Source organism: Streptomyces sp. NPDC104814 (assembly GCF_055583185.1).
On record NZ_JBVJOL010000002.1, the window covers coordinates 380293 to 404634 of the forward strand.

General features: G+C 73.7%; 24 protein-coding genes and 1 riboswitch. Of the genes, 7 read left to right on the plus strand and 17 right to left on the minus strand.

Annotation, left to right across the window (positions count from 1 at the left end; translation table 11 throughout):
• Nucleotides 1–52: 52 nt before the first annotated feature.
• Entirely contained in the window at nucleotides 53–544 is a 492-nt protein-coding gene (locus tag ACZ64A_RS10290) for a GNAT family N-acetyltransferase (RefSeq protein WP_469809501.1), read from the minus strand.
• Nucleotides 545–709: 165 nt separating this feature from the next.
• Here ACZ64A_RS10290 and ACZ64A_RS10295 point away from each other — a divergent pair, with 165 nt between their 5' ends.
• A complete protein-coding gene (locus ACZ64A_RS10295) occupies nucleotides 710–1384 on the plus strand; it encodes a hypothetical protein (protein ID WP_469809502.1) in 675 nt (224 codons plus the stop codon).
• A 5-nt stretch (nucleotides 1385–1389) separates the two neighbouring features.
• Entirely contained in the window at nucleotides 1390–2139 is a 750-nt protein-coding gene (locus ACZ64A_RS10300) for a hypothetical protein (protein WP_469809503.1), read from the plus strand.
• Between the two features lie 3 nt (nucleotides 2140–2142).
• Here ACZ64A_RS10300 and ACZ64A_RS10305 read toward each other — a convergent pair whose 3' ends face one another.
• Entirely contained in the window at nucleotides 2143–2568 is a 426-nt protein-coding gene (locus tag ACZ64A_RS10305; protein ID WP_469809504.1) for a DnaJ family domain-containing protein, read from the minus strand.
• Nucleotides 2569–2667: 99 nt separating this feature from the next.
• Here ACZ64A_RS10305 and ACZ64A_RS10310 point away from each other — a divergent pair, with 99 nt between their 5' ends.
• The gene (locus ACZ64A_RS10310) at nucleotides 2668–3060 is read left to right on the plus strand and encodes a hypothetical protein (protein ID WP_469809505.1); all 393 of its coding nucleotides are present in this window, start codon (nucleotides 2668–2670) and stop codon (nucleotides 3058–3060) included.
• Between the two features lie 17 nt (nucleotides 3061–3077).
• Here the strand turns inward: ACZ64A_RS10310 and ACZ64A_RS10315 are convergent, their stop codons facing one another.
• From ACZ64A_RS10315 to proP, 3 genes are all read right to left on the minus strand, one after another.
• On the minus strand, nucleotides 3078–3746 hold the full coding sequence (locus tag ACZ64A_RS10315; RefSeq protein ID WP_469809506.1) for an O-methyltransferase: 669 nt from the start codon (nucleotides 3744–3746) through the stop codon (nucleotides 3078–3080).
• Nucleotides 3747–3792: 46 nt separating this feature from the next.
• Complete coding sequence (locus tag ACZ64A_RS10320) at nucleotides 3793–4884, minus strand: DUF2330 domain-containing protein (RefSeq protein ID WP_469809508.1); 1092 nt, start codon at nucleotides 4882–4884, stop codon at nucleotides 3793–3795.
• A 687-nt stretch (nucleotides 4885–5571) separates the two neighbouring features.
• Nucleotides 5572–6948, minus strand: coding sequence for a glycine betaine/L-proline transporter ProP (proP, locus tag ACZ64A_RS10325; RefSeq protein WP_469809509.1), 1377 nt, complete (start codon nucleotides 6946–6948; stop codon nucleotides 5572–5574).
• Between the two features lie 636 nt (nucleotides 6949–7584).
• Here proP and ACZ64A_RS10330 point away from each other — a divergent pair.
• Complete coding sequence (locus tag ACZ64A_RS10330) at nucleotides 7585–9588, plus strand: bifunctional glycosyltransferase 87/phosphatase PAP2 family protein (RefSeq protein WP_469810155.1); 2004 nt, start codon at nucleotides 7585–7587, stop codon at nucleotides 9586–9588.
• A 147-nt stretch (nucleotides 9589–9735) separates the two neighbouring features.
• On the opposite strand, the gene ACZ64A_RS10335 is transcribed toward ACZ64A_RS10330, so the two are convergent.
• From ACZ64A_RS10335 to ACZ64A_RS10365, 7 genes are all read right to left on the minus strand, one after another.
• Nucleotides 9736–10152 (minus strand): aggregation-promoting factor C-terminal-like domain-containing protein, encoded by a 417-nt coding sequence (locus ACZ64A_RS10335; protein ID WP_469809511.1) that lies wholly within the window; start codon nucleotides 10150–10152, stop codon nucleotides 9736–9738.
• Nucleotides 10153–10515: 363 nt separating this feature from the next.
• Nucleotides 10516–11406, minus strand: a complete 891-nt coding sequence (locus ACZ64A_RS10340; protein ID WP_469809512.1) for an ECF transporter S component — start codon at nucleotides 11404–11406, stop codon at nucleotides 10516–10518.
• Entirely contained in the window at nucleotides 11403–13220 is a 1818-nt protein-coding gene (locus ACZ64A_RS10345; protein ID WP_469809514.1) for an ABC transporter ATP-binding protein, read from the minus strand. Before ACZ64A_RS10345 ends, ACZ64A_RS10340 begins: the two co-directional genes overlap by 4 nt.
• Nucleotides 13217–14323, minus strand: coding sequence for an energy-coupling factor transporter transmembrane component T (locus ACZ64A_RS10350; RefSeq protein WP_469809515.1), 1107 nt, complete (start codon nucleotides 14321–14323; stop codon nucleotides 13217–13219). The genes ACZ64A_RS10345 and ACZ64A_RS10350 overlap by 4 nt, the downstream gene beginning before the upstream one ends.
• Nucleotides 14316–14957: an SCO2322 family protein gene (locus ACZ64A_RS10355; protein WP_469809516.1), complete on the minus strand. Its 642-nt coding sequence runs from the start codon at nucleotides 14955–14957 to the stop codon at nucleotides 14316–14318. The genes ACZ64A_RS10350 and ACZ64A_RS10355 overlap by 8 nt, the downstream gene beginning before the upstream one ends.
• Nucleotides 14954–16156, minus strand: coding sequence for a prenyltransferase/squalene oxidase repeat-containing protein (locus tag ACZ64A_RS10360; RefSeq protein WP_469809517.1), 1203 nt, complete (start codon nucleotides 16154–16156; stop codon nucleotides 14954–14956). Before ACZ64A_RS10360 ends, ACZ64A_RS10355 begins: the two co-directional genes overlap by 4 nt.
• An 88-nt stretch (nucleotides 16157–16244) precedes the next feature.
• A riboswitch (cobalamin riboswitch) is annotated at nucleotides 16245–16366 on the minus strand.
• A 59-nt stretch (nucleotides 16367–16425) separates the two neighbouring features.
• Nucleotides 16426–17040, minus strand: coding sequence for a TetR family transcriptional regulator (locus ACZ64A_RS10365; protein ID WP_469809518.1), 615 nt, complete (start codon nucleotides 17038–17040; stop codon nucleotides 16426–16428).
• A gap of 207 nt (nucleotides 17041–17247) precedes the next feature.
• Here ACZ64A_RS10365 and ACZ64A_RS10370 point away from each other — a divergent pair, with 207 nt between their 5' ends.
• Genes ACZ64A_RS10370 through ACZ64A_RS10380 form a run of 3 tightly spaced genes read left to right on the plus strand, consistent with a single transcriptional unit; the run spans nucleotide 17248 to nucleotide 20431 of the window.
• Nucleotides 17248–18624 (plus strand): glycosyltransferase family 4 protein, encoded by a 1377-nt coding sequence (locus tag ACZ64A_RS10370; protein ID WP_469809519.1) that lies wholly within the window; start codon nucleotides 17248–17250, stop codon nucleotides 18622–18624.
• Nucleotides 18618–19364, plus strand: coding sequence for a class I SAM-dependent methyltransferase (locus ACZ64A_RS10375; protein WP_361634632.1), 747 nt, complete (start codon nucleotides 18618–18620; stop codon nucleotides 19362–19364). The genes ACZ64A_RS10370 and ACZ64A_RS10375 overlap by 7 nt, the downstream gene beginning before the upstream one ends.
• Nucleotides 19361–20431, plus strand: coding sequence for a prenyltransferase/squalene oxidase repeat-containing protein (locus tag ACZ64A_RS10380; protein ID WP_469809520.1), 1071 nt, complete (start codon nucleotides 19361–19363; stop codon nucleotides 20429–20431). The genes ACZ64A_RS10375 and ACZ64A_RS10380 overlap by 4 nt, the downstream gene beginning before the upstream one ends.
• Before the next feature lie 78 nt (nucleotides 20432–20509).
• Here ACZ64A_RS10380 and ACZ64A_RS10385 read toward each other — a convergent pair whose 3' ends face one another.
• The 5 genes from ACZ64A_RS10385 to ACZ64A_RS10405 form a co-directional block, all read right to left on the minus strand.
• A complete protein-coding gene (locus ACZ64A_RS10385) occupies nucleotides 20510–20941 on the minus strand; it encodes a hypothetical protein (RefSeq protein ID WP_469810157.1) in 432 nt (143 codons plus the stop codon).
• A gap of 119 nt (nucleotides 20942–21060) precedes the next feature.
• Nucleotides 21061–21354, minus strand: coding sequence for a hypothetical protein (locus tag ACZ64A_RS10390; RefSeq protein WP_469809522.1), 294 nt, complete (start codon nucleotides 21352–21354; stop codon nucleotides 21061–21063).
• Between the two features lie 211 nt (nucleotides 21355–21565).
• Entirely contained in the window at nucleotides 21566–22378 is an 813-nt protein-coding gene (locus ACZ64A_RS10395) for a DUF5336 domain-containing protein (protein WP_469809523.1), read from the minus strand.
• A gap of 158 nt (nucleotides 22379–22536) precedes the next feature.
• Complete coding sequence (locus tag ACZ64A_RS10400; protein ID WP_469809524.1) at nucleotides 22537–23517, minus strand: N-acetylmuramoyl-L-alanine amidase; 981 nt, start codon at nucleotides 23515–23517, stop codon at nucleotides 22537–22539.
• Between the two features lie 34 nt (nucleotides 23518–23551).
• The gene (locus tag ACZ64A_RS10405) at nucleotides 23552–24202 is read right to left on the minus strand and encodes a class I SAM-dependent methyltransferase (RefSeq protein ID WP_469809525.1); all 651 of its coding nucleotides are present in this window, start codon (nucleotides 24200–24202) and stop codon (nucleotides 23552–23554) included.
• Between the last annotated feature and the right edge of the window lie 140 nt (nucleotides 24203–24342).

Here is a 24342-nt window from a genome sequence, read left to right on the forward strand (position 1 = left end):
CGGCGCGCCCCTCCGCGAGGACGGGGCCCCGTCCGACCCGTCCGCTCCTTTCTCAGGCGAGGGCCTTTCTGAACCAGTGTTCGGCGTACGGGGAGTCGTTGTGGCGGTCGGTCTCCGTGTAGCCGAGGCGGGTGTACAGGGTGCGGGCCTCGACCAGGTCGCTGCGGGTGTCCAGGACCAGCTCGGTGGCGCCCAGCGCCCGGGCGGCGTCCTCGGCGGCGGACACCAGCGGTCCGGCCCCGCCCTTGCCGCGCGTGCCGGGCAGCAGGAACACCCGCGTCAGCTCGGCCGTCGCCGCGTCCAGCAGCCGTACGCCCGCGCTTCCGGCCGGCTCACCGCCGTACCGTGCGATCAGCAGTTGCCCGCGCGGCGGCGCCAGGTCCGAGGCGTCGGCCGCTGCGATCTCCCGTTCCAGCTCGTCCGGGTCGGTGCGGCGTCCCTCGTGCAGGAGGTACCAGCGGTCGCTGACCTCCGTGTAGTACGCCCGCCACAGGGCGCGGGCGGCGGGGGAGTCGTACGGCTCGGGGGCGATGGTCCAGGTCATGGCCGTCATTGTGGGAAGGCGACCGGGGCCGGCCGCAACCCAATAAGCGGATCCGCCCCGCACGCACCCGTGCACGGACCGTTTGCCGGGCGGACCGCGGGCAACCCGATGAGCGAAACCGGTCGGACGGGCCGGTCAGAATCGGAAGGCACCCGGAAGGCATTCATGTCCACAGGCGTGCTCATCGCTGTGATCGTCATCGTGGCGGCCGTCGTCCTCGTCGCGGCGGCCCTGACCCTGCGTGCCCGCGGTGCGGGCGGCGGCCGGAGTCTGAAGCGGCGCTTCGGACCCGAGTACGACCGTGCCGTCGCCCGGCACGACGGGGACGTCAAGGCCGCCGAGCGGGACCTCGCCCGGCGCGTCGAGAAGCACGGAGGGCTGCGCGAGCAGCCGCTGGAGCCGGCCCGGCGCGAGGAGTACGAGGCCCGCTGGACGGCACTGCAGGAACACTTCGTCGACGCACCGCACGAAGCGGTCGCCGAGGCGGACCGGCTGCTGGCCGAGGTGGCCGGCGCCCGCGGCTACCCCGACGCAGGCCAGTACGAGGAGCAGCTCGAAGCGCTCTCCGTGCACCACGCCCACCGCGTGCAGGGCTACCGCCACATGCACCGCGTCGCCCACGCGCCGCTGGCCGCGGACGACGACGGGTTCGGCACGGAGGAACTGCGCGAGGCACTCGTCCAGGCCCGGGAGCTGTTCACCGAACTCGTCTCCCCGGCGCCCCAGGACAGCGGGCGGCACCGCGCCGCGAAGGACGAGCGCGAGCAGGTCGCCGCGTCCCGGCCCCACCGTACCCACCAGCCGTGGGGGCTGACCCGCGGCCACGCCAAGGGGAGTTGACCGCCATGACCGACGACAGCCGTCAAGGCATGCGCCACGCCCCGGTCACGGAGGAGCGCGCGCCGGTGGCGCCCGCCGGGCACGCCGAAGGCCACACCGTGGCGCCCCCGGGGCAGGGACACACCGTGCCCGGCCTGGGCGACAGGTCCGTGACCGGTCCGGGCCCCGACCGGTCGCCGCTGCCCGGCGACCCGGACGCCCGCGGCGAAACAGCGACCGGCACCACCCACGGCGCCGCCCCGACCGCGACAGCCGGCACCACCGCGACGACCGGCACCACCGCCACGGCCGGCACCCCCCACGGCGTCGGCACCCCCCACGGCGTCGGCACCCCCCACGGCGTCGGCACCCCCCACGGCGTCGGCACCCCCGAGACCGGCGGCACCACGCCGACCGCGACCGGCGGCGCCCCGACCGGAGCCGCGGCGGCCGACAGCCCCGGCGGGCCGGGCGACGGCTCCGGTGGCCCGCTCATGCCGCACGACGAGGTCGACGCGTTCCACCAGCGGCTCTCGCACGCGCTGGCCGGTTTCGTCGACGGGCCAAGGGACGCGGTGGAGGAGGCCGACCGCCTGCTGCAGGAGATCGCCGCGCACGTCACCGACGCCGTCTCCCGGCGCCGCCGTACCCTGCGGATGTCCTGGCAGGGCGGCGAGGCCGGCGAGGACAAGCCCGCCACCGGCACGGACACCGAGCAACTCCGGCTGGCGCTGCGCGACTACCGCGAGCTGTCCCGGCGCCTGCTGCACCTCTGACTCTCAGTTCACCGGACCGCCGCCCGCAGCCGTCCGCCGCTCACGCCACTGCCGTACGACCTCCTCGACGTCGTACGGCTTGCGGCCCAGCGGGGGGCCGGGCGGCGGTTTGAACATCATGTCGCGGATCTTGACGTTGACGTCCGTGATGATCCGCCGCACCACCTGCTCCGAGGGTGCCGCGTAGGCCGCGGCGAGCGCGTCGTCGGCCTCCTTGCGCAGCGCCAGCGCGGGCGGCAGCACGGAAAGCCCCTCGCGGTGCAACTTGCGCTTGACCCACCACAGTTCGTCGTACGTCGACTCGATCTCGGGCGGCAGGGGCTCACCCGCGCCGGTCAGCCGGTCGAAGTCACCGCGGGCCTGCGCGTCGCGGATCTGTTTGTCGACCCAGGACTCGAACGGCACCCCAGGTGGCTTTCGCTCGGTCATGTACCCATTGTGCCGGACGCGGCCCGGCCGGCCGATCTATCATGCGGCGGCGGTGGACCAACCGGGCCACCGCACCGCGACGTCGCAAAGGGAGCGCACGTGCTCGAACTCACCATGGCCTCCGTCTCCGGGGGAGACGAGGGCGCCACGGCCGGGATGGCCATGGCCGACGCGCCCAGCGACCCGGGTGCCGTGCTGAGGGTCGGACGCGACGCCGCCACCTGCCGGCTCGTCACCCCGGAGGACTGGCTGTTCGTCAGCCGCGTCCACCTGGAGTTCCTGTGCGGCGCCGACGGCGGCTGGCAGCTGACCTGGCTGCGCGGCTCGCAGCCCGACCCCTCCTCCGAGGTGCGGATGATCATCGGCGGGTACGCCCAGCCCCTCGAGTACGGCGGCACGGTCGCGCTGCCCCGCGGCGGCTCCGGCGAGATCGTCATCCAGGACCGCACCGGCCCGCGCAGCGTGAACGTCGGCTTCTACCACGACGTCTGAGCCACTCACCGCCGGTCTCACAGGACGCGGGCGAGGGCGAAACCGTCGTAGCCCTTGCTGCCGACCGTCTGGATCGCGGTGCCGCTGAGCCGGGGGTGGGAGCCGATCAGTTCGATGGCGGCGCGGGTGCCGCGCACGTCGGGGTCCTCGCTGCCGGCGTCGGTGACCCGGCCGCCGCGGACCACGTTGTCGACGACGATCAGGCTGCCCCCGCTGGTGAGCCGTAGCGCCCACTCCACGTAGTGGGCGTTGTTGGCCTTGTCCGCGTCGATGAAGACCAGGTCGAAGGGCGGCGGGTTCTCGTCGGCGAGCTGCGGCAGCGACTCCAGGGCCGGCCCGACGCGCACCTCGACGATTTTGTCCAGGCCCGCCCGGGCGATGTTGCGGGTGGCGATCTCGGCGTGCTTCGGGCTGTACTCCAGCGAGATCAGCCTGCCGTCGGCGGGCAGCGCCCGGGCCAGCCAGATCGTGCTGTAGCCGGCCAGGGTGCCGATCTCGAGGATGGTGCGGGCGCCGTGGATCTGGGCGAGCAGCTGGAGGAACTTGCCCTGGGCCGGGGTGACGCTGATCCGCGGCAGCTGCGCGGCCTCGCTGTCGCGCAGGGCGGCCAGCAGCGCCTCGTCGTCCAGCGCGAGGTGGGTGGAGAAGTAGTCGTCGACGTCGTCCCAGAGCTGCGACCCGCTCATGCGTCTGCACCTTCCATGCGAAGCCCGCGTCCCACGGCACAGCATTTCAGAGGTTGGGCACGGGTGCCCGGGAGGTGCGGCGGCGTGTGGCGCGTACGGTGCACACGGCGATCACGACCGCCAGCGCCAGCAGGCCCCCGCCGGTGGCCGCCAGCCACGCCGGCAGGCCGGCGATCTCGCGCAGACGGTCGTCGTAGACGACTTCACGGTACGGGCTGTCGCTCGCGGCGCGCCGCAGCTCATGGTCGCCGTCGATGCGGGACGGCACCGGGAACTCCTGGTCGAGCGCCGTGAGGTAGCCGGTGCCGTGGCTGAGTTCGGCCAGCGGGCCCCAGGCGCCCTCGACGCGTCCGGCGAAGGTGACCTTCGGCCGGTCACCGCCGATGGCGGTACGCGGCTCCATGCGGTGCGCGGCGAGCAGGTACAGGCCGAGCGACTGCGGGTTGGCGGCCAGGCGGGACAGCCGCATCGGGTAGACAGGGGCGTCGGCGGCGAAGGTGAGGTGCAGCGGGTCGAGAGCGCCGTACAGCGCGGTGTGGGAGGTCTGCGGGGCGAGCCGGATCGCCACGTACTCCCAGTGGCGGTCGACGTAGGGCTGGAGCGCCTGCGCGAGGCGGGCGGGCAGGGCGAAGCCGTTGCGGTGCAGCCAGTCGCTGAGCGCGGCCGGGTCGTCGGCGGTGAGGCGGGCCACGTCGAAGGGGCCGAGCTGCTGCCGGCCGACGACGCCGACGCCGGCGCCGGCCGACGGCGGCTCCGCGGCGGTGGCGCCGTCCCCGGAGGCGAACGGCCAGTCGCCGGAGCGGGGCCAGAAGTAGTACCGCGTGCGGTGTTCGGGTGCGGTCTGCTCCTGCAGCTGCTGGAACAGACGGCGGTCACCGAGGCGGACGGTGGCGCGGTGCGGGACGGGCATGATCCAGGCGGCGCGGTCGGCGGTGCCGGCGACGGTCAGGCTCATCACGATCTGCTCTTGCCGGCCGTCCCACCGCACGACGGAGACCTCGCGGTCCACTCTGACCTGCTGCTGCCCACCGGGAATCATCGCCCCGCAGCCACAGGCATACGCCGGCGCGGCGAGCCAGGCGAGCTGGATGCCGAGCAGGCTGAGAACGAGGGTGAGGATACGGGGTGTTGTGCGCACGCCACGTATGGACGACACCCCGGACCCCCCGGTTCCGCGAGCTGGCCTGCGGCCGGCATGGGGATGGGCCACGCGCCCGGCGTTCCCTGACGGCCGGGGGCCGCCCGGGGGTCGGGCTGCGCGCCCGGCGTGTGCCGGTGCCCCGCACTGCTGCTGGCCGGGGGTGAGTGCGCTCACCGGCGCTGGCGGGGTGCCGCTGCGCCCACCCGTGCCGCCCCAGCGGCACGACTGCCCGCAGCTATGTCGGCATGCGGCCGCCCGGCGTCTGCGCTGGCCGGGGGTGAGCGGCGCTGGCGGGGGTGCCGCTGCGCCCACCCGTGCCGCCCTGGGGGTCCCCACTGCTCGAAGAGCTTGGGGGAGGCACGACTGCCCGCAGCTACGTGGGCCGGTAGTCGCCCGCGGCGGGGAGGGGACGGGGTGGGGGGTGTCCGCCCGCAGCGGCCGGCACCGGGACACCGAGCAGTCGTCGGGGACGGGCGGCCGGACCGAGGACGGACACCCCCCGCCCCGGCCCCGACTCACCCACCGGCCGTAGGCGCAAACCGCAACCGGCCACCGGACCGCAACGGGCCGCCGCAGGCACAAACAGGGGCGCGGGGAACTGCGCGAGCAACCACGACGCGACCCGCACACAACAACCCAGCGGCAACGCGGCCTACGGGAGCCGCCGGCAGTGCGACAGGCGTGTCACGCCGCTCGGTCCACCGCCGGTGGCGACCCCGGCAGCGGGCGTCCCGCCGACTCCGCCATGTACCAGACGGCCACGCCGCCCACGACGGCCGCCGCCATCATGTAGTACGCGGGCATCATCATGTTCCCCGTCGCCCCGATCAGCGCCGTGACGACCAGCGGCGTGGTCCCGCCGAACAGCGACACGGAGACGTTGAAGCCCACGGACAGCGACCCGTACCGCACCCGCGTCGGGAACAGCGCCGGCAGCGCCGACGGCATCGCGGCGGTGAAGCACACCAGCAGCAGCCCCAGCGCCCCCATGCCCAGCGCGACAGCGACCAGGCTGCCCTGCCGGATCAGCAGCAGCGCCGGCACGGACAGCAGCAGAAAGCCCACGCACCCCGCCGCGATCACCGGACGCCGGCCGACCCGGTCGGTCAGCGCACCCGCGAACGGCTGGACGATCATCATCACGGCCATCACACCGAGCACCACGAGCAGCCCGTGCGTCTCGTCGTACTTCAGCTCACTGGTCAGATACGACGGCATGTACGACAGCAGCATGTAGTCCGTGACGTTGAAGACGAGCACCAGGCCCATGCACAGCAGCAGCGCCTTCCACTGCCCGGTGATCATCTCCCGCAGCGGCACCTTCGGCCGCGCCGACTCCGCCTTCTCGACCTCCGCCGCGAACGCCGGGGTCTCCTCCAGCCGCATCCGCAGATACAGGCCGATGATCCCCATCGGACCCGCGATCAGGAACGGGATCCGCCAGCCCCACGAGGTCAGGTCGTCCGTGGACAGCAGCGCCGTCATCAGCGTGACCAGCCCCGCACCGCCGATGTACCCGGCCAGCGTGCCGAACTCCAGCCAGCTGCCGAGGAAACCGCGCCGCTTGTCGGGGGCGTACTCGGCGATGAAGGTGGACGCGCCGGCGTACTCACCGCCGGTGGAGAAGCCCTGCACCAGCCGCGCGGCGAGCAGCAGCAGCGGCGCGCCGACGCCGATCGAGGCGTACGACGGGATCAGCCCGATCGCGAACGTGCCCGCCGCCATCATGATCATGGTCACCGCGAGCACCTTCTGGCGGCCGACGCGGTCGCCGAGCGGCCCGAAGACCATGCCGCCGAGCGGCCGGACCAGGAAGGCCGCGGCGAAGGCGCCGAAGGTGGACAGCAGCTGGGCGGTCGGGTTGCCCGAGGGGAAGAAGACCTTGCCGAGGGTGACGGCGATGTAGCTGTAGACACCGAAGTCGAACCACTCCATGGCGTTGCCCAGGGCCGCCGCCTTGACCGCGCGCTTGACGAGCGCCGGGTCGGTGACGGTGACGTCCGGGGTCTTCCTCAGGGTGACGGGCGTGACGGGATGGGCGACGGTCGCGGCCGAAGACAAAACTTCGCTCGCCTGCCTTTCGACGGGGACAGGGACAGGCCCACGCGGCGGCGATGACGGGCGGACCGAAAACCGACCATAGGCGCCGTTGGTCCCGTTACGGGCTGTGCGCACCTCGTTGCATGATGCAGCTAAACGTCGGTTGTGCTGGGGCATCTGCCCGATCGGGCCGCGCTCACCCGCCGCCACGGTGTGATCCTTCTCGCGCCGCAGACAAGCACTGACAACCCGGGCGGTCTATGGTCTTCGGGGCAAAAGGACACCGGATGGGACACCGGGCGACAGGACCGGACGAGACCTCGACCACGGCGCCGGACACGACCCCGGACGTCAGCGCGAAAGGGCCGACCAGGCGTGGCGAACGCCGAGCATGCCGAGCACCGCGGGCAACCGGCGGCAGCCGTCGCATCGACGGCAGGCCGCGGCGCCCGGACCCACCTGCACGGACAGACACCCCCGCACGGACAGACACCCCCGCACGGACAGACACCCCCGCACGGACAGACACCCCCGCACGGACAGACACCCCCGCACGGACAGACACCCCCGCAAGGACAGACCCACCCGCACGCAGCGCCGACGCGCCTGCACGCACCGCCGACGCGCCTGCACGCACTGCGGACGCGCCCGCACGCACTGCGGACGCGCCTGCACGCACAGACGCGCCTGCACGCCCTCGGACTCGGCCTGTGGCTGACCGCGGCCGGCCTCGCCGCCCGTGAGGCCGCCGCCGTCCTCACCGGCCAGCGCGCGGAGCGGCTGACCGGCCTGGAGACCTGGGCCGGCGCGCACGGCGTGCTGCACCTCAACGGCTCCCTGTACGACTCGGCCCGCTTCACCGGTACCCCTTTCGGGGGACTCGTCCTCAAGCCGCTCACCCGGGCCGCCGAGCAGGCCCTCGGCTGGGGCTGGACCCTCTCCACCCTGCTGCTGGTCGCCGCTGTCGGTGTCGTCGCCGCCCGTGCCCTGCCCCGCCCGGCCGGCGGACGCACCGTGCTGCCGGCCACGCCCGTCGCGATCTGCCTGCTCATGCTGTCGCTGCCGGTGCGCAACACCCTGTGGCTCGGCCAGACCAGCATCGTGCCGGTGCTGCTGGTCCTGCTCGGCTTCTTCGTCGCCCGCGGCCCACGGACGAGCGGCGTGCTGATCGGCGTGGCCGCCGCGCTGCAACCGACGCTGCTGCTGTTCACGGCGCTGCTGTGGTGCGCCGGCCGCCGCCCGGCCGCCCGGTGCGCCGGCCTCACCTTCGCCGCGTGCACCGCTTCGGCCTGGGCCGCGATGGCACACGACTCCGCCACCTACTGGGTGCACCACATGGCCGGCGCGGGCCTGGGCGGGCCCGCCGACACCCTCGCCAACCAGTCCCTGCACGGCGCCCTGCTCCGCTTCGGCCTCACCGGCCCGCTGGAGGCCGCCCTCTTCCTCGCCCTGGGCGCGGTCGTCGCCGTGCTCGGCGTACGCCGCGCGGTGCGCTACGCCCGCGACGGACAGCTCCTCCTCGCGGTCGCCGTCACCGGCTGCGCCGCCATCGCCGTGTCACCCACCGCCTGGCAGCACCAGTTGCTGTGGGTGCTGCTCACCGTCGTCGGACGGGTCGGCAGGCGGGCCGCCGACCGGTATGTGTGGCCGGTCACGGTGGTGCTGGTGATGACCCTGCCGGCCCGGACGATGCTGCCGGACAAGCCGCTGTTCCAGCCGCTGGTGGGCAACCTCGTCCTGCTCGCCGCCCTCGCCGCGGCCACCGCCGTGCCCTTCCTGGTCCGCTCCTCGCCGTACTACGACAGCCCGCTGCCCACCCGGTACGCCCCCGCCCCTGTCCCCGCCCGCTTCCGGTGCCTGTCGCGGCTGCCCGCCCTGCGCCGCGTCCTCAGCCGCCCGAACCTGCTGTTCGAGCTGCTGCTGATGCGCCTCACCTACTGGGTGTACGCGCAGATCCGGCTCGCCGCGACCGGCGGCACCACCGGCGGCGGCCGGGCCGTGGCCGAGCGGCACGGCCACCAGATCCACGGCCTCGAAGCGGCCCTGCGCATCGACATCGAGCACTGGGTCAACCACGCGGTCGTCTCGGCCGGCCGCCCGGCGAAGTTCTTCAGCTTCTACTACGAGTCGTTCCACTTCGGCATCCCGCTGGCGATCCTCGCCGTCCTGTACGTGTTCCGACCGCCGGAGTACCGCTGGGCGCGCTCCGCGCTCGGCTTCGCCACGCTGCTCGCGCTCGCCGGCTTCTGGCTCTACCCGCTCGCGCCGCCGCGTCTGATGCCGGGGCTCGGCATCGTCGACACCGTCAACGGCCCGCAGGACTTCGCCAGACCGGGCTACGGCACGCTGACCGAGCTGACCAACCAGTACGCGGCGATGCCCTCGCTGCACTTCGGCTGGGCGCTGTGGTGCGGTCTGGTCGTCGTGATCCTCGCGCCGCGGTGGTGGATGAAGGCGCTCGGCCTGCTGCACCCGCTGTTCACCGTCGCCGCGATCGTCGCGACCGGCAACCACTGGGTGCTGGACGCGGTCGGCGGCGCGGCCGTGGTCGGCGCCGGCTTCGGCCTGACGTACCTGCTGCAGGGGCCCCGCACGGCCGCCGCCACGAAGATCGCCGTTCGGCCGCAAGGGGCGCCGGAGAAGGACCGCACCCCGGTCTGACCCGCACCTCCAGGCCGACCGACCAGCCCCCAGCGCCCCCAGCCCCCCAGCCCCCCTGCGGACATGGCGAAGGCGGCGGCCCAGGGGATCGGGGGCCGCCGCCTTCGCGTCTGCCGGGGTACGGAAAACGGGTCCGTACCGGCGCCATCAGTACCAGTTGTGGGCCTGCCAGAAGTTCCAGGCACCGCACGGGCTGCCGTAGCGCTCGTTCATGTAGTTCATGCCCCACTTGATCTGGGTCGCGGGGTTGGTCTTCCAGTCGGAGCCGGCCGAGGCCATCTTGGAGCCGGGCAGGGCCTGGACCAGGCCGTAGGCGCCGCTGGAGGAGTTGGTGGCGTTCGGGTTCCAGCCGCTCTCGCGCTCGACGATGTTCGAGAAGCACTGGTACTGCGCCGAGCTGCCGATCATCTTCTGCGCGACGGCCTGCGCCGAGGAGGCCTGCGTCGTCGCGGCCTGGGCGGGCGCGGCGGCGATCAGCGAACCGCAGGCGGCGGCCGCCAGGGCGGCACCGGCGAGGGCCTTCTTGGGGGCGGAGACGCGACGGAAGAGGGAAACGGCGGTCACGGGAAGCCTTTCGTCGGGGACACGGGCGTCGCCGGCACACCGTGAGCACGTGATGCGTGGAGCCGCCTGGGTGCGGCCGTGGCATGCGGAGGCGCCGCGGCCCTGAGGGCACGTCGGCGCCGTGCGACGTCATCCAGAGAAACAGGCCGGGCAGGCGTCCGCAATGACCCCTTTTACTAGTTGTGGTCGCATCGAGAAGAACGACCAAGTGTGTGACCTGGCTCTCAAAGCGCAGGTCAGACCCGATGGCGACGCGCGCATGACACGCGAATGGATCTACGGCCCCGCCTCGTAGGTGACCTGGGTCATGTGGGGTGCTTCACCGCCGCGCCCCCCGCTCGCTCACGGTCGGCGTACGGCCTCTCACTCCCCGGCCGGACCGAACGTGACCGGCGTCTCGAACGCCGCCCGCCGCGTGGCCCGGCGCAGCGCCCGCAGGAGCGCCGGGCCGAGGGTCAGCGTGAGGACGACCGTGACGAGCGCCCGGCCCAGGTCCCAGCCGAGCGAGGTGGCGAGGCAGTACGCGACGAAGCGGGCCAGGTTGGCGCCGGGACCGGCGTGCGGGTCGAAGGCGATGTTCGAGGCGTTGCCGCCCATGAAGGGCCAGCCGGCGAGGTTCATGACCGTGCCGTAGGCGAAGGCCGCCAGGAAGCCGTACCCGGCGAGAAGGACGAGCTCGGCGCGGCCGCGCAGCCGGTCGGGGCCGGGCAGCAGGCCCGCGCCCATCGTGAACCAGCCCATCGACAGCATCTGGAACGGCAGCCACGGCCCGACCCCGCCGGTCAGCAGCGCGGAGGCGAACATCGTCACCGCGCCCAGCACGAAGCCGAAACCGGGCCCGAGGACCCGGCCGCTGAGCACCATCAGGAAGAACATCGGCTCGATGCCGGCCGTGCCCGCGCCGACGGGCCGCAGCGCCGCGCCGGTCGCCGCCAGCACCCCGAGCATCGCGACGGCCTTCGGGCCGAGCCCGGACTCGGCGATCGTCGCCGCGGCCACCGCGACCAGCAGCACCAGCAGCCCCGCGAACAGCCACGGGGCGTCCTCGGCGTGCGCGAGCACCTGGGAACCGGGCGGGGCGAGGAACGGCCACAGCAGCGCGGCCACGCCGACCGCGCCGACCAGCACGAGTGCGGCGACCGAGCGTGGGCCGAGATGGACGGCGCGGATCCGGGCGGCGCGGGTCCGCGCGGGGCTCTTCGGGACCGGACGGGCGGGGCGGGCGGGAGGGCCGGTGTCGGGGGAGCGGCTCATGCGAGGGCCTTCCGTACCTGCGCAACCGTCAGCCACTGCTGCGGCGCGAGGATCTTCGTCACCTGCGGGGCGAAGGACGGCGAGGACACCACGACGTCCGCCGTGGGCCCGTCGGCGATCACCTCGCCCTCGGCGAGCAGGACGACCCGGTGGGCCAGCTCGGCGGCCAGCTCCACGTCATGGGTGGCCAGCACCACCGCGTGCCCGGCGGCCGTCAGCTCGCGCAGGACGGTGACCAGGCGGGACTTCGCCGCGTAGTCCAGGCCGCGGGTCGGCTCGTCCAGCAGCACCAGGGGCGGCCGCGCGGTGAGCACGACGGCCAGGGCGAGCGCGAGACGCTGGCCCTCGGACAGGTCCCGGGGATGGGTGCCGTCCGTCACGCCGGGCAGCAGCTCGCGGACCAGGGTCCGGCAGGTGCCCGGTTCCGCGCCCGCGTCCTCGTCGGCGGCCGCGCACTCGGCGGCGACCGTGTCCGCGTACAGCAGGTCGCGCGGTTCCTGCGGGACCAGGCCGACCCGGCGCACCAGCGCGCGCGGCGGCGCGCCGTACGGGGCCGCGCCACCGGTCAGCACGGTGCCGGAGGTCGGCCGGACCAGCCCGACCAGACTGTTGAGCAGGGTCGACTTCCCGGCGCCGTTGCGTCCCATCAGGGCGATGGTCTCGCCGGGGGAGACGGTCAGGTCGACGCGGCGCAGCGCCTGCACCTGGCCCCGGCGCACGGCGAGCGCCCGCACCTCGGCGGCGTACGCCCGCGGCGCGGGGGCATCGGAGGCGCGCCGGCCCAGCAGCCGGGCAAGCCGGGAGGGGCCCGGCCGTCGCGAGGCCGGAGAGACCGGGGGCGGGGGGGCCGGGAACGGGGAGTCCGGGGCGGAGGGATCCGGCGTGGCCGGGTCCGCGAAGGTCTCCGTCACCCGGGCGGTGTCCCGTGCGGTCGGCCCGTCCCGCAGGTCACCCGTGCCGGCTGCGGTCGGCCCGCCCCGCAGGTCGCCCGTGCCGGCTGCGGTCAGCCGGTCCCGCAGGTCGCCCGCGCGGCGCCGGGCATCGCGGACCGTCAGCGGCAGCGGCGACCAGCCCGCGAGCCGGCCCAGGCCGACGACCGGCGGGTACACCGGCGACACGGCCATGACGTCGGCGGGGGCGCCGACGACGGGCGCCTCGCCCGGGCCGGGCAGCAGGGCGACGCGGTCGGCGTACTGGACGACGCGTTCGAGGCGGTGTTCCGCCATGAGTACCGTCGTACCGAGATCGTGGACCAGGCGCTGGACGACGGCGAGGACCTCCTCGGCGGCGGCCGGGTCCAGCGCGGAGGTCGGCTCGTCCAGGACGAGGACCCGCGGGTGCGGGGTGAGGACCGAACCGATCGCGACGCGCTGTTGCTGGCCGCCGGAGAGCGTGGCGATCGGGCGGTCGCGCAGATCGGCGAGGCCCAGCAGGTCCAGCGTCTCCTCCACGCGGCGCCGCATGACGTGCGGGGTCAGGCCGAGGGACTCCATGCCGTAGGCGAGTTCGTCCTCGACGGTGTCGGTGACGAAATGGGCGAGGGGGTCCTGGCCGACCGTGCCGACGACGTCGGCCAGTTCGCGCGGCTTGTGGGTGCGGGTGTCGCGGCCGGCGACCGTGACGCGGCCGCGCAGGGTGCCGCCCGTGAAGTGCGGGACGAGCCCGCTGACCGCGCCCAGGACCGTCGACTTGCCGACGCCGGAGGGGCCGACGAGCAGCACGAGTTCCCCTTCGGGCACCTCGAGATCGACGCCCCGGACGGTGGGTTCACCCGCGCCGTCGTAGGTCACGGAGACGTTCTCGAAGCGGATCACGACGACTCCTCGGGCTGCTTGATCAGGGCGGGCGAAGGCTTCCTCGGGGCGGGCGCCGTGAACGCCGGCAGCAGGCCCAGCAGTACGGCCGCCGCCGGCCACAGCGGCAACGACGGCGCGGTCAGCGGGACCACGCCGGGGTTGAGGGCCGGGGAGTCGGCGAGGACCAGCGCCCCGGCGACCGCGACGCCGCTCGCGGCGACCGACAGGGCGCGGGCGTCCCACGGGTCGGGGCGGTAGCGGGTGCGCGGGGTGCGGCGGCCGCCGAGCCACAGACCGGCCAGCGCGGCGGCGAGCCCCCCGAGCAGCACCGGCAGACTGTAGCGGTCACCGTCGGCGGTGAGCAGCCCGTACGTGCCGGCGCACACGCCGAGCAGCCCGCCGAGGGTGAGCACGGCCGTCGTACGGCGCACCGGTGCGGGTACGTCGGCGCTGCGGCCGTAACCGCGGGCGTCCATCGCGGCGGCCAGCGCCACCGACCGCTCCAGCGCGCCCTCCAGCACCGGCAGGGCCACCTGGAGCAGCCCGCGCAGCCCGCGGTCCGGGCGGCCGCGCAAACGGCGGGCGGCCCGCAGGCGCTGCGCGTCGGCGATCAGATGCGGGGCGAAGGTCAGCGCGACGACGACGGCGACCCCCGTCTCGTACAGCGCGCCCGGCAGGGACTTCAGCAGCCGGTGCGGGTCGGCGAGCGCGTTCGCGGCGCCGACGCAGACCAGCAGGGCGGCCAGCCGCAGCCCGTCGTACACGGCGAACAGCAGGCCCTCGGCGGTGACCCGGCCACCGAGGCGGATGCCCTGCGCCCAGTGCGGCAGCGGCACTTCGGGAAGGGTGACGACGACGTGTGTGCCCGGGATCGGGGAGCCGAGGACGACCGCGAAGAAGAGGCGGACGACCAGCACGGCCAGGGCCAGCTTCAGGAACGCGGCGTAGGAGCGGGCCCCGGGCACGTCCGGTCGGCAGGTCGTCACGACGTACGCGGAGACCGCGACGAGCAGGGCGAGCAGCAGCGGGTTGGTGGTGCGGGTGGCGGCGGTGCCGAGGCCGAGGGCCCACAGCCACCAGGCGCCGGGGTGCACGGTGGCGGGCCCACGGTGACTACGCACGCCGCCGCCGCGCCTGCCACACCGCCGCAGCGCCCAGGGCGACGACGGCCGCGCCGCCCGCGATCAGGCCCACCGACGGGCCGCCGTCGTCCTTCGCCCGGGGCGCCGCCGACGGGGTGCCCGTGGCGGGCGCCTTGCCGGAGACCTGCTCCCCGCAGCCGTGCTGCGGATACCCGGCGATCGCGCACAGCAGGGCGTTGGTGTCGTAGCGCAGGGGCTTGGCGACCGCGGCCAGGGCCTCGGCGGTCGTCGCGTCCTCGGGCACCCGGGCGCAGGCCGTACGGGCGGCCGGCGGCCTCTCGCCGGCGGGGGCGTCGGCGGCCGTACCGAAGTCGACGACCAGCGCCACCCGCTTGGTGCCGTCCTGGCGCGGGGTGTGCGCGCAGATCGCGGCGAAGTCGGCGGCGCCGCGCGGCTTCCGGGCGTCGCCGGAGTCCTCGCTCACCGCGAACCGGAACCCCTGCACGGCACCGTCGGCCGGGCGGGCGGTGGACGGTCCCTGCGTGGCGTACGTCCACGCGGAACCGTCGCGCTCCCAGAACGACCAGTAGCGGTAGCCGACGGCGCGCGCCTGGCCCGCCGCTATCAGGGGCAGCAGCAGGGCCAGGCACAACAGGGCGGCGCGGCGGATCACTTGGTGCGGCCCTTCCGGCCGCTGATCAGGAAGCCGGCGCCGATACCCGCGACGAGGCAGACACCGACGAACCACCACACACCGAAGGGCGAGTCGTCGTCCTTCTTCTCGTCCTTCTTCGTGCTCTCCTGCGCCGCGGTCTGCGGGGCAGGGCCCGTCGCGTTCAGGGCGGCGACGAGGTCCTGGCCGCCGAAGTGGCGCGGGTCGGCGCCCGCGGTGTGGGCGGCGAAGATCAGCTGGGCGTAGGCGGCGGGACCGCTCTGCTTCGCCCAGCCCGCGCTGTTCTGCTCCAGCCACGCCAGCGGTTTCGCGGCCTGCGCGGCGCCGCCCTGCGCGGCGAGCGCGACGACCGCGTCGGCGGTGTTGCCGTAGTCGGGCTGCGCGGTGGCGCCCGGCATGGCCGAGGTCAGGTGACCGTCCTTCGCCATCGTCTTCGCCAGGTAGGCCGCGCCGTTGGCGGCGGCCTGCGCCGGGGTGTGCCCGTCCTTGCAGACCGCTTCGGCCTGGGCACCCGCGCCCGTCACCAGGCCCTTGCCCAGCAGCCCGACGACACCGGCGGCGGTCGCGTCGGCGTTGGCGGCGAGCTTGCCGGACTTGTCGGGCTGGAAGGCGAAGGCGCCGCCCTCGGCGCAGGGCAGGGCGAGCTTCAGCAGGGCGTCGGCGGGCGACTTGCCGTCCTTGGTGACGCTCTGCGGCTTCTCCCCGGCCGCGGCGAGGGCGCCGACGACGACGGAGGTGGAGTTGGTGTCGCTGGCCCCGCCGGCGACGTAGCCCCAGCCGCCGTCCTTGTTCTGCACGGACTTCAGCCAGGCGAGCGCCTTGGTGACGACGGCGTCGTGGCCGCCGAGCGCGGTGAGGGCCTGCACGGCGGCGGCGGTCTGGTTGGTGTCGACCATCGTCTTCGCGTCGCACGGCTTGGCCGGCTCGGCGCGGAAGGGGGCGAACGCGCCGCTCGCGCACTGCTGTCCGGTCAGCCAGTCCACGGCCTTGGCGGCGGGCTCGACGCCGACGGTGTGCTGCGCGAGCAGCGCGAGCGACTGGCGCCACACGCCGTCGTACGTCGGGTCGGCGGTGCCGTACAGCCCGGAGGGCAGTGCCTGCGACGGGGACGGGGCGGGCGACGCGGCCACGGCGGGCGCGGCGGCACCGCCGAGCACGGCGACGGCGGCCACGACCGCGGCGCTGTGACGAATGTTCATGATCGGCGGCTGCCTCTCCCTGTACGGCGGAGCCGGGCAGCACGGGAGGATCCCGGGCGGCTCGGCTCCGTAGACCTCGACGGTGCGTGAGCCGTTCACGTCCGCACCGGGCGATCCGGCTCGCCACCCCACGGGGCGGCTCACGGTTGCGGGGTCAGCGCCGGATTTGCACCGGCTTCCCCCTGTACGGGTGTGATGACGACGGCGCTACTTTACCGGGCCGTAGGAACGCCGCCGCAGGGGTGGGCGCTCCGGCGGCCTGGGGGGCGTCACGCGCCGCGCTCCTCCTCCGTCAGGTCGATGAGCCGGCACACCGTTTCGATGTCGAGGGTCACCTGGGCGATGGAGGCGCGGCCCGAGAGCCAGGTGATCAGGGCCGCGTGCCAGGTGTGTTCGATGACGCGGACCGCGGAGAGCTGGGCGGGGGTCGGGTCCGCGGTGCCCATCGCGTCCAGGATGATCGCCGTCGTGCGGCGGGAGACCTGGTCGACCTCGGGGGAGACGCTGCGGTCGGCGAAGGTCACGGCGCGGACCATCGCGTCCGCCAGGTGCGGCTCGCGCTGCAGGCCGCGGAAGGCACGCATCAGGGTCTCCGCGACCCGCTCCGCCGCCGTCTCGCCGGCCGGCGGCTTCTTGCGGAGCGTGCCGTGCATGTGGTCGAGCTGGTCCTGCATGGTCGCGACCAGCAGATGGATCTTGGAGGGGAAGTAGCGGTACAGCGTGCCCAGGGCCACCTGCGAGGCCTCCGCGACCTCCCGCATCTGCACGGCGTCGAACCCGCCCCGGCCGGCCAACTGCGCGCTCGCGCGCAGGATGCGGCGGCGCCGCTCCTCCTGCCGCTCGGTGAGCGGGGAGGGGCTCGGGGAACTGACGTGCGCAGGCATGGGTCCCGTCCGTGACACTCGGTGAGGGCGTGCGTTCGGTCAGCATGGCAGCCGCGCACCCGTGGTGTGAATCACCTGATCCACTGCTCACAGCGCCGCTACCTGCCGGTAGATTCAGAGCCTCCTGAACGATCAAGTCTGAAACTTGTTCTAGATTAGCGTCCCGGCGTAATCTCGCGGGACGGAGCAGGCAGAGAGGGGCCCGGAGTGACCGCTGAGGCCAGTCGGACGGGGTCCCGTGAGGACCTCGCCGCGGACGGCGGGCGACCGCTCGACATCGCGCTCCTGACCTACAAAGGGAACCCGTTCTGCGGCGGTCAGGGCGTCTACGTCCGCCACCTCTCGCGCGAACTGGCCCGCCTCGGCCACCGGGTGGAGGTCATCGGCGCGCAGCCCTACCCCGTGCTGGACGAGGGCTTCGACGCACTGCGCCTGACCGAGCTGCCCAGCCTCGACCTGTACCGCCAGCCCGACCCCTTCCGCACCCCGAAGCGGGACGAGTACCGGGACTGGATCGACGCCCTCGAGGTCGGCACCATGTGGACCGGCGGCTTCCCCGAGCCACTGACGTTCTCCCTGCGCGCCCGCCGTCATCTGCGCGCCCGGCGCGGCGACTTCGACGTCGTCCACGACAACCAGACCCTCGGCTACGGCCTGTTGGGCGACCTCGGCGCACCGCTGGTGACGACCATCCACCACCCCATCACCGTCGACCGGCAGCTGGAGCTGGACGCCGCCGGGACCTGGCAGCGCCGCTGCTCGGTGCGCCGCTGGTACGCGTTCACCCGCATGCAGAAGCGCGTCGCCCGCCGCCTGCCGTCCGTGCTCACCGTCTCCGGCACCTCCCGCCAGGAGATCGTCGACCATCTCGGCGTACGGCAGGACCGTATCCACGTCGTCCACATCGGCGCCGACACCGAGCTGTTCTCGCCGGACGCCTCCGTGGCCAAGGTGCCCGGCCGGATCGTGACGACCTCCAGCGCCGACGTCCCGCTCAAGGGCCTGGTCTTCCTCGTCGAGGCGCTGGCCAAGGTCCGCACCGAGCACAGCGACGCCCACCTCGTCGTCGTCGGCAAGCGGCCCACCGAGGGCCCGGTCGCCCAGGCCGTCGAGCGCTACGGCCTCGAAGGCGCCGTCGACTTCGTCAAGGGCATCTCCGACGCCGAACTCGTCGACCTGGTCCGCTCGGCCGAGGTCGCCTGCGTGCCGTCGCTGTACGAGGGCTTCTCGCTGCCGGCCGCCGAGGCCATGGCCACCGGCACCCCGCTGGTCGCCACCACCGGCGGCGCGATCCCCGAGGTCGCCGGCCGGGACGGCGAGACCTGCCTGGCGGTGCCGCCCGGCGACGCCGGGGCGCTGGCCGCCGCGCTGGGCCGGCTGCTGGGCGACCCGGCGCTGCGCACCCGCCTCGGGCGGGCCGGCCGCGAGCGCGTGCTGCGCCACTTCACCTGGGCGCGGGCCGCCGAGGGGACCGTGGCCCGCTACCGCGAGGCGATCGACGCCTTCCCGGGCCGCCGGCCGGGCCTCGACCCGACCGCACCCGTCTCCACCGAAAGCCACTCCGAAAGCAGGGCCACGTGCTGACCGTCGACTTCTCCCGGTTCCCGCTCGCCCCGGGCGACCGTGTCCTGGACCTCGGCTGCGGAGCCGGCCGGCACGCCTTCGAGTGTTACCGGCGCGGCGCCCAGGTCGTGGCCCTCGACCAGAACGGCGAGGAGATCCGCGAGGTCGCCAAGTGGTTCGCGGCGATGAAGGAGGCCGGCGAGGCACCCGAGGGCGCGAGCGCCACCGCCATGGAGGGCGACGCCCTCGCCCTGCCCTTCCCGGACGACTCCTTCGACGTCGTCATCATCTCCGAGGTGATGGAGCACATCCCCGACGACAAGGGCGTCCTCGCCGAGATGGTCCGGGTGCTCAGGCCCGGCGGGCGCATCGCCATCACCGTGCCGCGCTACGGCCCCGAGAAGGTCTGCTGGACGCTGTCCGACGCCTACCACGAGGTCGAGGGCGGCCACATCCGCATCTACAAGGCCGACGAACTGCTCGCGAAGGTCCGCGAGGCCGGCCTGAAGCCCTACGGCACCCACCACGCGCACGCGCTGCACTCGCCGTACTGGTGGCTGAAGTGCGCGTTCGGCGTGGACAACGACAAGGCGCTGCCGGTGCGCGCCTACCACAAGCTGCTGGTCTGGGACATCATGAAGAAGCCGCTGGCCACGCGGGTCGCCGAGCAGGCACTGAATCCGCTGATCGGCAAGAGCTTCGTCGTCTACGCGACCAAGCCGCACCTGCCGGCCGTGTCCGCAGAGGCGGACGCCACGTGACCACTCCCCGGACAGAACACCTCGTCCTGCCCGGGGTCCTCACCGCCGAGCAGGCCGCCGCCACCGTGCGCGGCATCCTCGCCGTGCAGCGGGAGGACGGGGCGATCCCCTGGTTCCGGGGCCACCACCTCGACCCGTGGGACCACACCGAGGCCGCCATGGCGCTCGACGCCGCAGGTGAGCACGCGGCGGCGGAACGGGCCTACGACTGGCTCGCCCGCCACCAGAACGACGACGGTTCCTGGTACGCCGCCTACGCCGACGGCGCCCACGACGACGTCACCGACACCGGCCGCGAGACCAACTTCGTCGCCTATGTGGCCGTCGGGGTGTGGCACCACTACCTGTCCACGGGAGACGACACGTTCCTGGACCGGATGTGGCCGACCGTGTACGCGGCCGTCGAGTTCGTGCTGCGCCTGCAGCAGAGCGGCGGGCAGATCGGCTGGCGCCGCGACGACGACGGCACGGCGACCGCGGACGCCCTGCTCACCGGGTCCTGCTCCATCCACCACGCGCTGCGCTGCGCGCTCGCCATCGCCGAGCAGCGTGAAGAGGCCCAGCCGGACTGGGAGTTGGCGGCGGGCACCCTGCGGCACGCGATACGCCGGCACCCGGAGCGGTTCCTGGACAAGGACCGCTACTCCATGGACTGGTACTACCCGGTGCTGGGCGGTGCGCTGACCGGCGCGGAGGCCAAGTCCCGTATCGAGGAACGCTGGGACGACTTCGTCGTGCCCGGCCTCGGGGTGCGCTGTGTGATCCCCAACCCGTGGGTGACCGGCGGCGAGTCCGCCGAACTCGCCCTGGCGCTATGGGCGATGGGCGAGTCCGACCGCGCCCTGGAGATCCTCCAGTCCATCCAGCACCTGCGCGACCCCGCCACCGGCCTGTACTGGACGGGGTACGTCTTCGACGACGACGCGATCTGGCCGCGCGAGCTGACGACGTGGACGGCCGGGTCGCTGCTCCTCGCCGTCGCTGCGCTCGGGGGCCACGAGGCGACGTGCGCGGTGTTCGGCGCAGAGCTGCTGCCGACGGGGCTGGAGACGGACTGCTGCGCCTGAGCGACGCGACGGCCGGAAACGACGCGGCCCGTCCCACCGCCACGGTGACGTGGGGCGGGACGGGCCGCGGCTCACTGCCTAGTTGTCGTTGAGGTAGTTGTGCGTGGTCTGGTACTTGCGGTCCGGGCCCAGGTACACGGTGAGGCTGATGTGCCTGCCCTCGGGGAGGTCGTGCACACCGCCCTGCGAAGCCCGGCTCGACACGCAGGAGCCCTCGCCGCCCGAGGCGGTCAGCGTGTACTGGAGGTCGTACAGCCCGGCGATGCTCTCCTCGCTGAAGACCTCGACCCGGGGCGCGTAGCCGTCGGCAGCCGTGTCGCACAGCGAGATGACGTCGCCGTACTCGGCGACGTAGACCGTGCCGCCGTGCTTGGCGTCCGAGGTGGTGTACGTGTGGTCCCAGCCGCCGCCGGGCGGGTCGACGGTCGCCGACGCCGACGTGGCGGTGGCGATCGAGGCGCAGGCCAGGACAACGGTGCTCGCGGCCAGGGCCGCGATCTTGTGACGCATGGTCAAGTCTTTCCCCCTTCATGGGCTCACCCCGAAGACCGGGCGAGCAGGAGTGACCCTACGCCAACTCGTCGGTAACTTGGCTCATTTTTCGATCAAGTTTGCGACGCCCGTTGCCGTCAGTGACGCTGGATGCGGTTGGCGATCGCGTGGCCGATGAAGAGGTAGACCACGGCGGCCAGGCCGTAACCGGCGACCACACGGGCCCAGGCCTCGTCGAAGGTGAACAGGTCGCGGGACCAGCTCGCCAGCCAGTCCGCGGTGTGGTGGACGAACCGGACCAGATCGTTGGCCCGGTTGGCGTCCAGCAGGTACATCAGGATCCACAGGCCGAGGATGACGGCCATGACGTCGGCGACGACGGCGACGACCGTCCCGGCCTGATTCGCGCTGCTGCGATATCGAGGGGACATACCCGTCGTGTTGCCGCCGGCCCCGGCATGAAACCCAACAGCCCTGCCCCGTCGGCGGGTTCCGGTGCCCCGGGGGAGGCTGCGGGAGAAGTGACACGCGTGCCTCGGAAGACCCCACTGGCCGCCCCTTCCTAGGAGTTCAGGACGTCGGTACGGCGACGGCCCCCCGCCCGGCAGGGGCGAGGGGCCGTGAGGCGACGAGTGCGGGCGGTCAGCCGCGCTGGATGCCCGAGGTGTCCTGCAGCACGCCCCGGCGTCCGTCCTGCGTCTGCGCGACCAGCTGCGCACCGCGCTGCTCGACCGCCAAGTACCAGGTGCCCGGCGCCAGTTCGGCGATCGGCGTCGGCGAGCCGTCCTCCGCGTACAGCGGCCGCGGCACCGGCACCGCGAACCAGAACGGGGAGAAGTCCCCGGCCGGCGCCTGCGCCTGCGGCTGGGCGGCCTGCTGCGGCTGCGCGGCCTGCGGCTGCCCGCCGTAGGGCTGGGCACCGCCCGGCTGCGGCTGGCCGCCGTACGACGGCTGCTGCGCGCCCGGGTAGCCGTAACCGCCCTGCGGCTGGGCGCCGTAGGGCTGCGGAGCGGCGGGCTTCGGGGCCGGCATCAGCGGCGCCTGGAGCGCCCCGACCAGCGGCGTGGCGATGGCGCCGCCCGCCAGCACCACGGCGGCGAGGAAGCCCAGGATGAGACCGGCACCGGCGTTGCCGGAGTCGATCAGGGACCACAGCAGGATCCATGCGACCACCACGGTGACAGCGGTGCCGAACGCCCCCAGGTCCTGTCCCGCGATCTTCCGCGAGCCACCCGGCTGGAGACGGGCGAGCACGACCAGGACGGCGCCGATCACCCCGGCCATGTAGACGCCGAGTCCCATTCCGAGGCTGTCCCACGCGTTCATGCGGTCGACCGCGTTGCAGTACGGGTCCGGGGCGTTGCAGCCGGACTGAGCGAGGAACGACGCGATGAACAGCAACACCGCTGCTCCGATCACCACGCCGTCGCCTCGAGTGAGGGAGCGGATATTCACTTCAGGTCCTTCATAGGTCGTCTCGTCGTCGGAAGAGGCGTCGCTGTCACCATGTCGCCGTCAGGCCCCGGTGTGAAGCGCGGGGGTGGCCCCTCATCGTAGGGACGACATTATCGTCCGGCCGACGAGGCTGTCCGCAGGGAAGAGCGCGCTGATCCCTACCCGCGCAGGAAACTCACGATTCCCTCAGAGATCCCTTGCGCCGCTTTCTGCCGCCAGGCGCCGCTGGTCAGCAGCGCTGCGTCCTTGCTATCGCGCATGTTGCCGCACTCGATGAACACCTTGGGAACCGTTGACAGATTGAGACCGCCGAGGTCCTTCCGCGTGACGATCCCGGTACCGTCGCCGACGTAGTTGGAGGGCGCGCTGCCGGTGACGCGCACGAAGTTGCCCGCGATGCGCTCGCCGAGATCGCGCGAAGGCCCCACGATGGCGCGGGTGTCGGCGGCGCCCGCGTGCACGGCCGCCGGCAGGATCACATGGAAGCCGCGGTTGCCGGACGCGGAGCCGTCCGCGTGGATCGACACGACGGCGTCGGCACGCGCGGTGTTCCCGATCCGGGCCCGCTCATCCACGCACGGGCCGTAGGGCCGGTCGCCGTCCTGGGTCAGCTTCACGGTGGCGCCCTGCTGTTGCAGCAACGTGCGCAGCCGGTGGGCGACGTCGAGGGTGAACCGGGCCTCGGCGTAGCCGTCGTTGGTGGAGGTGCCGGTGGTGTCGCACTCCTTCCAGTTCGTGCCGATGTCCACCTTGCGGTTGATGGCGGCGCTGTGCTGGACGTTGCCGGGGTTGTGGCCGGGGTCGATGACGACGACCTTGCCCTTGAGCGGACCGGAGGCCGCGGGGGCGGACGCTCCGGGCGGGGAGGCCGACACGGAGGGCGCGGAGGCGGCGGGCGTGGGTGATGCGCCGGGAGCCTTGCCGTCGTCCCGCGCCGAGGGGCTGCCGCCGGTGTGCCGGGCCGTCGCCACGGCGGATCCCCTGTCCGTGCCGCCCGCGCCACCCGGGACGCCCACCGCCTCGTACACCAGCCAGCCGAGCAGCGCGCCCGGCACGAGCGCCGCGAGCCCGACGACCAGCGGGCGGCGGGGAAAGCGGCGAGGCGGGGGTGGATCGAATTCCGGGCCTAGATACGACACGCCTGCCACCCTAACCGGGGCGGACGCCCGGTGTTCAGATTCCGCCGCCCGTACGCCGCAGCAGCCGCAGCGACCGCGTCACGGACACCTCCGTGAACGCGCCCGACGCCAGCGCCCGCAGATAGATCCGGTACGGCGCCTGGCCCGTGAACTCGTCCTCGGGGTCCGGGAAGACGTCGTGGATGACGAGCAGCCCGCCCTCGGCGACCTGCGGCGCCCAGCCCTCGTAGTCGGCGTTCGCGTGCTCGTCGGTGTGGCCGCCGTCGATGAAGACCAGCCCGAGCGGGGTCCGCCAGAACGCCGCCACCTGCGGCGAGCGCCCCACCACCGCGACGACGTGGTCCTCCAGACCCGCCCGGTGCAGGGTCCGCCGGAAGGCCGGCAGCGTGTCCATCAACCCGATCTCGGGGTCGACGGTCTCCGGGTCGTGGTACTCCCACCCCGGCTGCTGCTCCTCGCTGCCCCGGTGATGGTCGACGGTGACGGCGGTGACCCCGGCCTGCCGCGCGGCGTCCGCGAGCAGCACGGTCGAGCGCCCGCAGTACGTCCCGACCTCCAGCAACGGCAGTCCCAGCGCCCCCGCCTCCACGGCGGCCGCGTACAGCGCCAGCCCCTCGTCGAGGGGCATGAACCCCTTGGCCGCCTCGAACGCGGCGAGGATCTCGGGCTTGGGGGCGGGGGCCATGGGCGTTCCTTCGGTCGTACGTCGACGGAGGGCGCCCATGCTGCCGCACCCCCGGCCGACTTCTCGACCGGGGGTGGTGCAAGCGCGCCCGAAGGGGCGCGGGGAACCGCGTGACCAGCCACAACGCACCGGCACCGGCA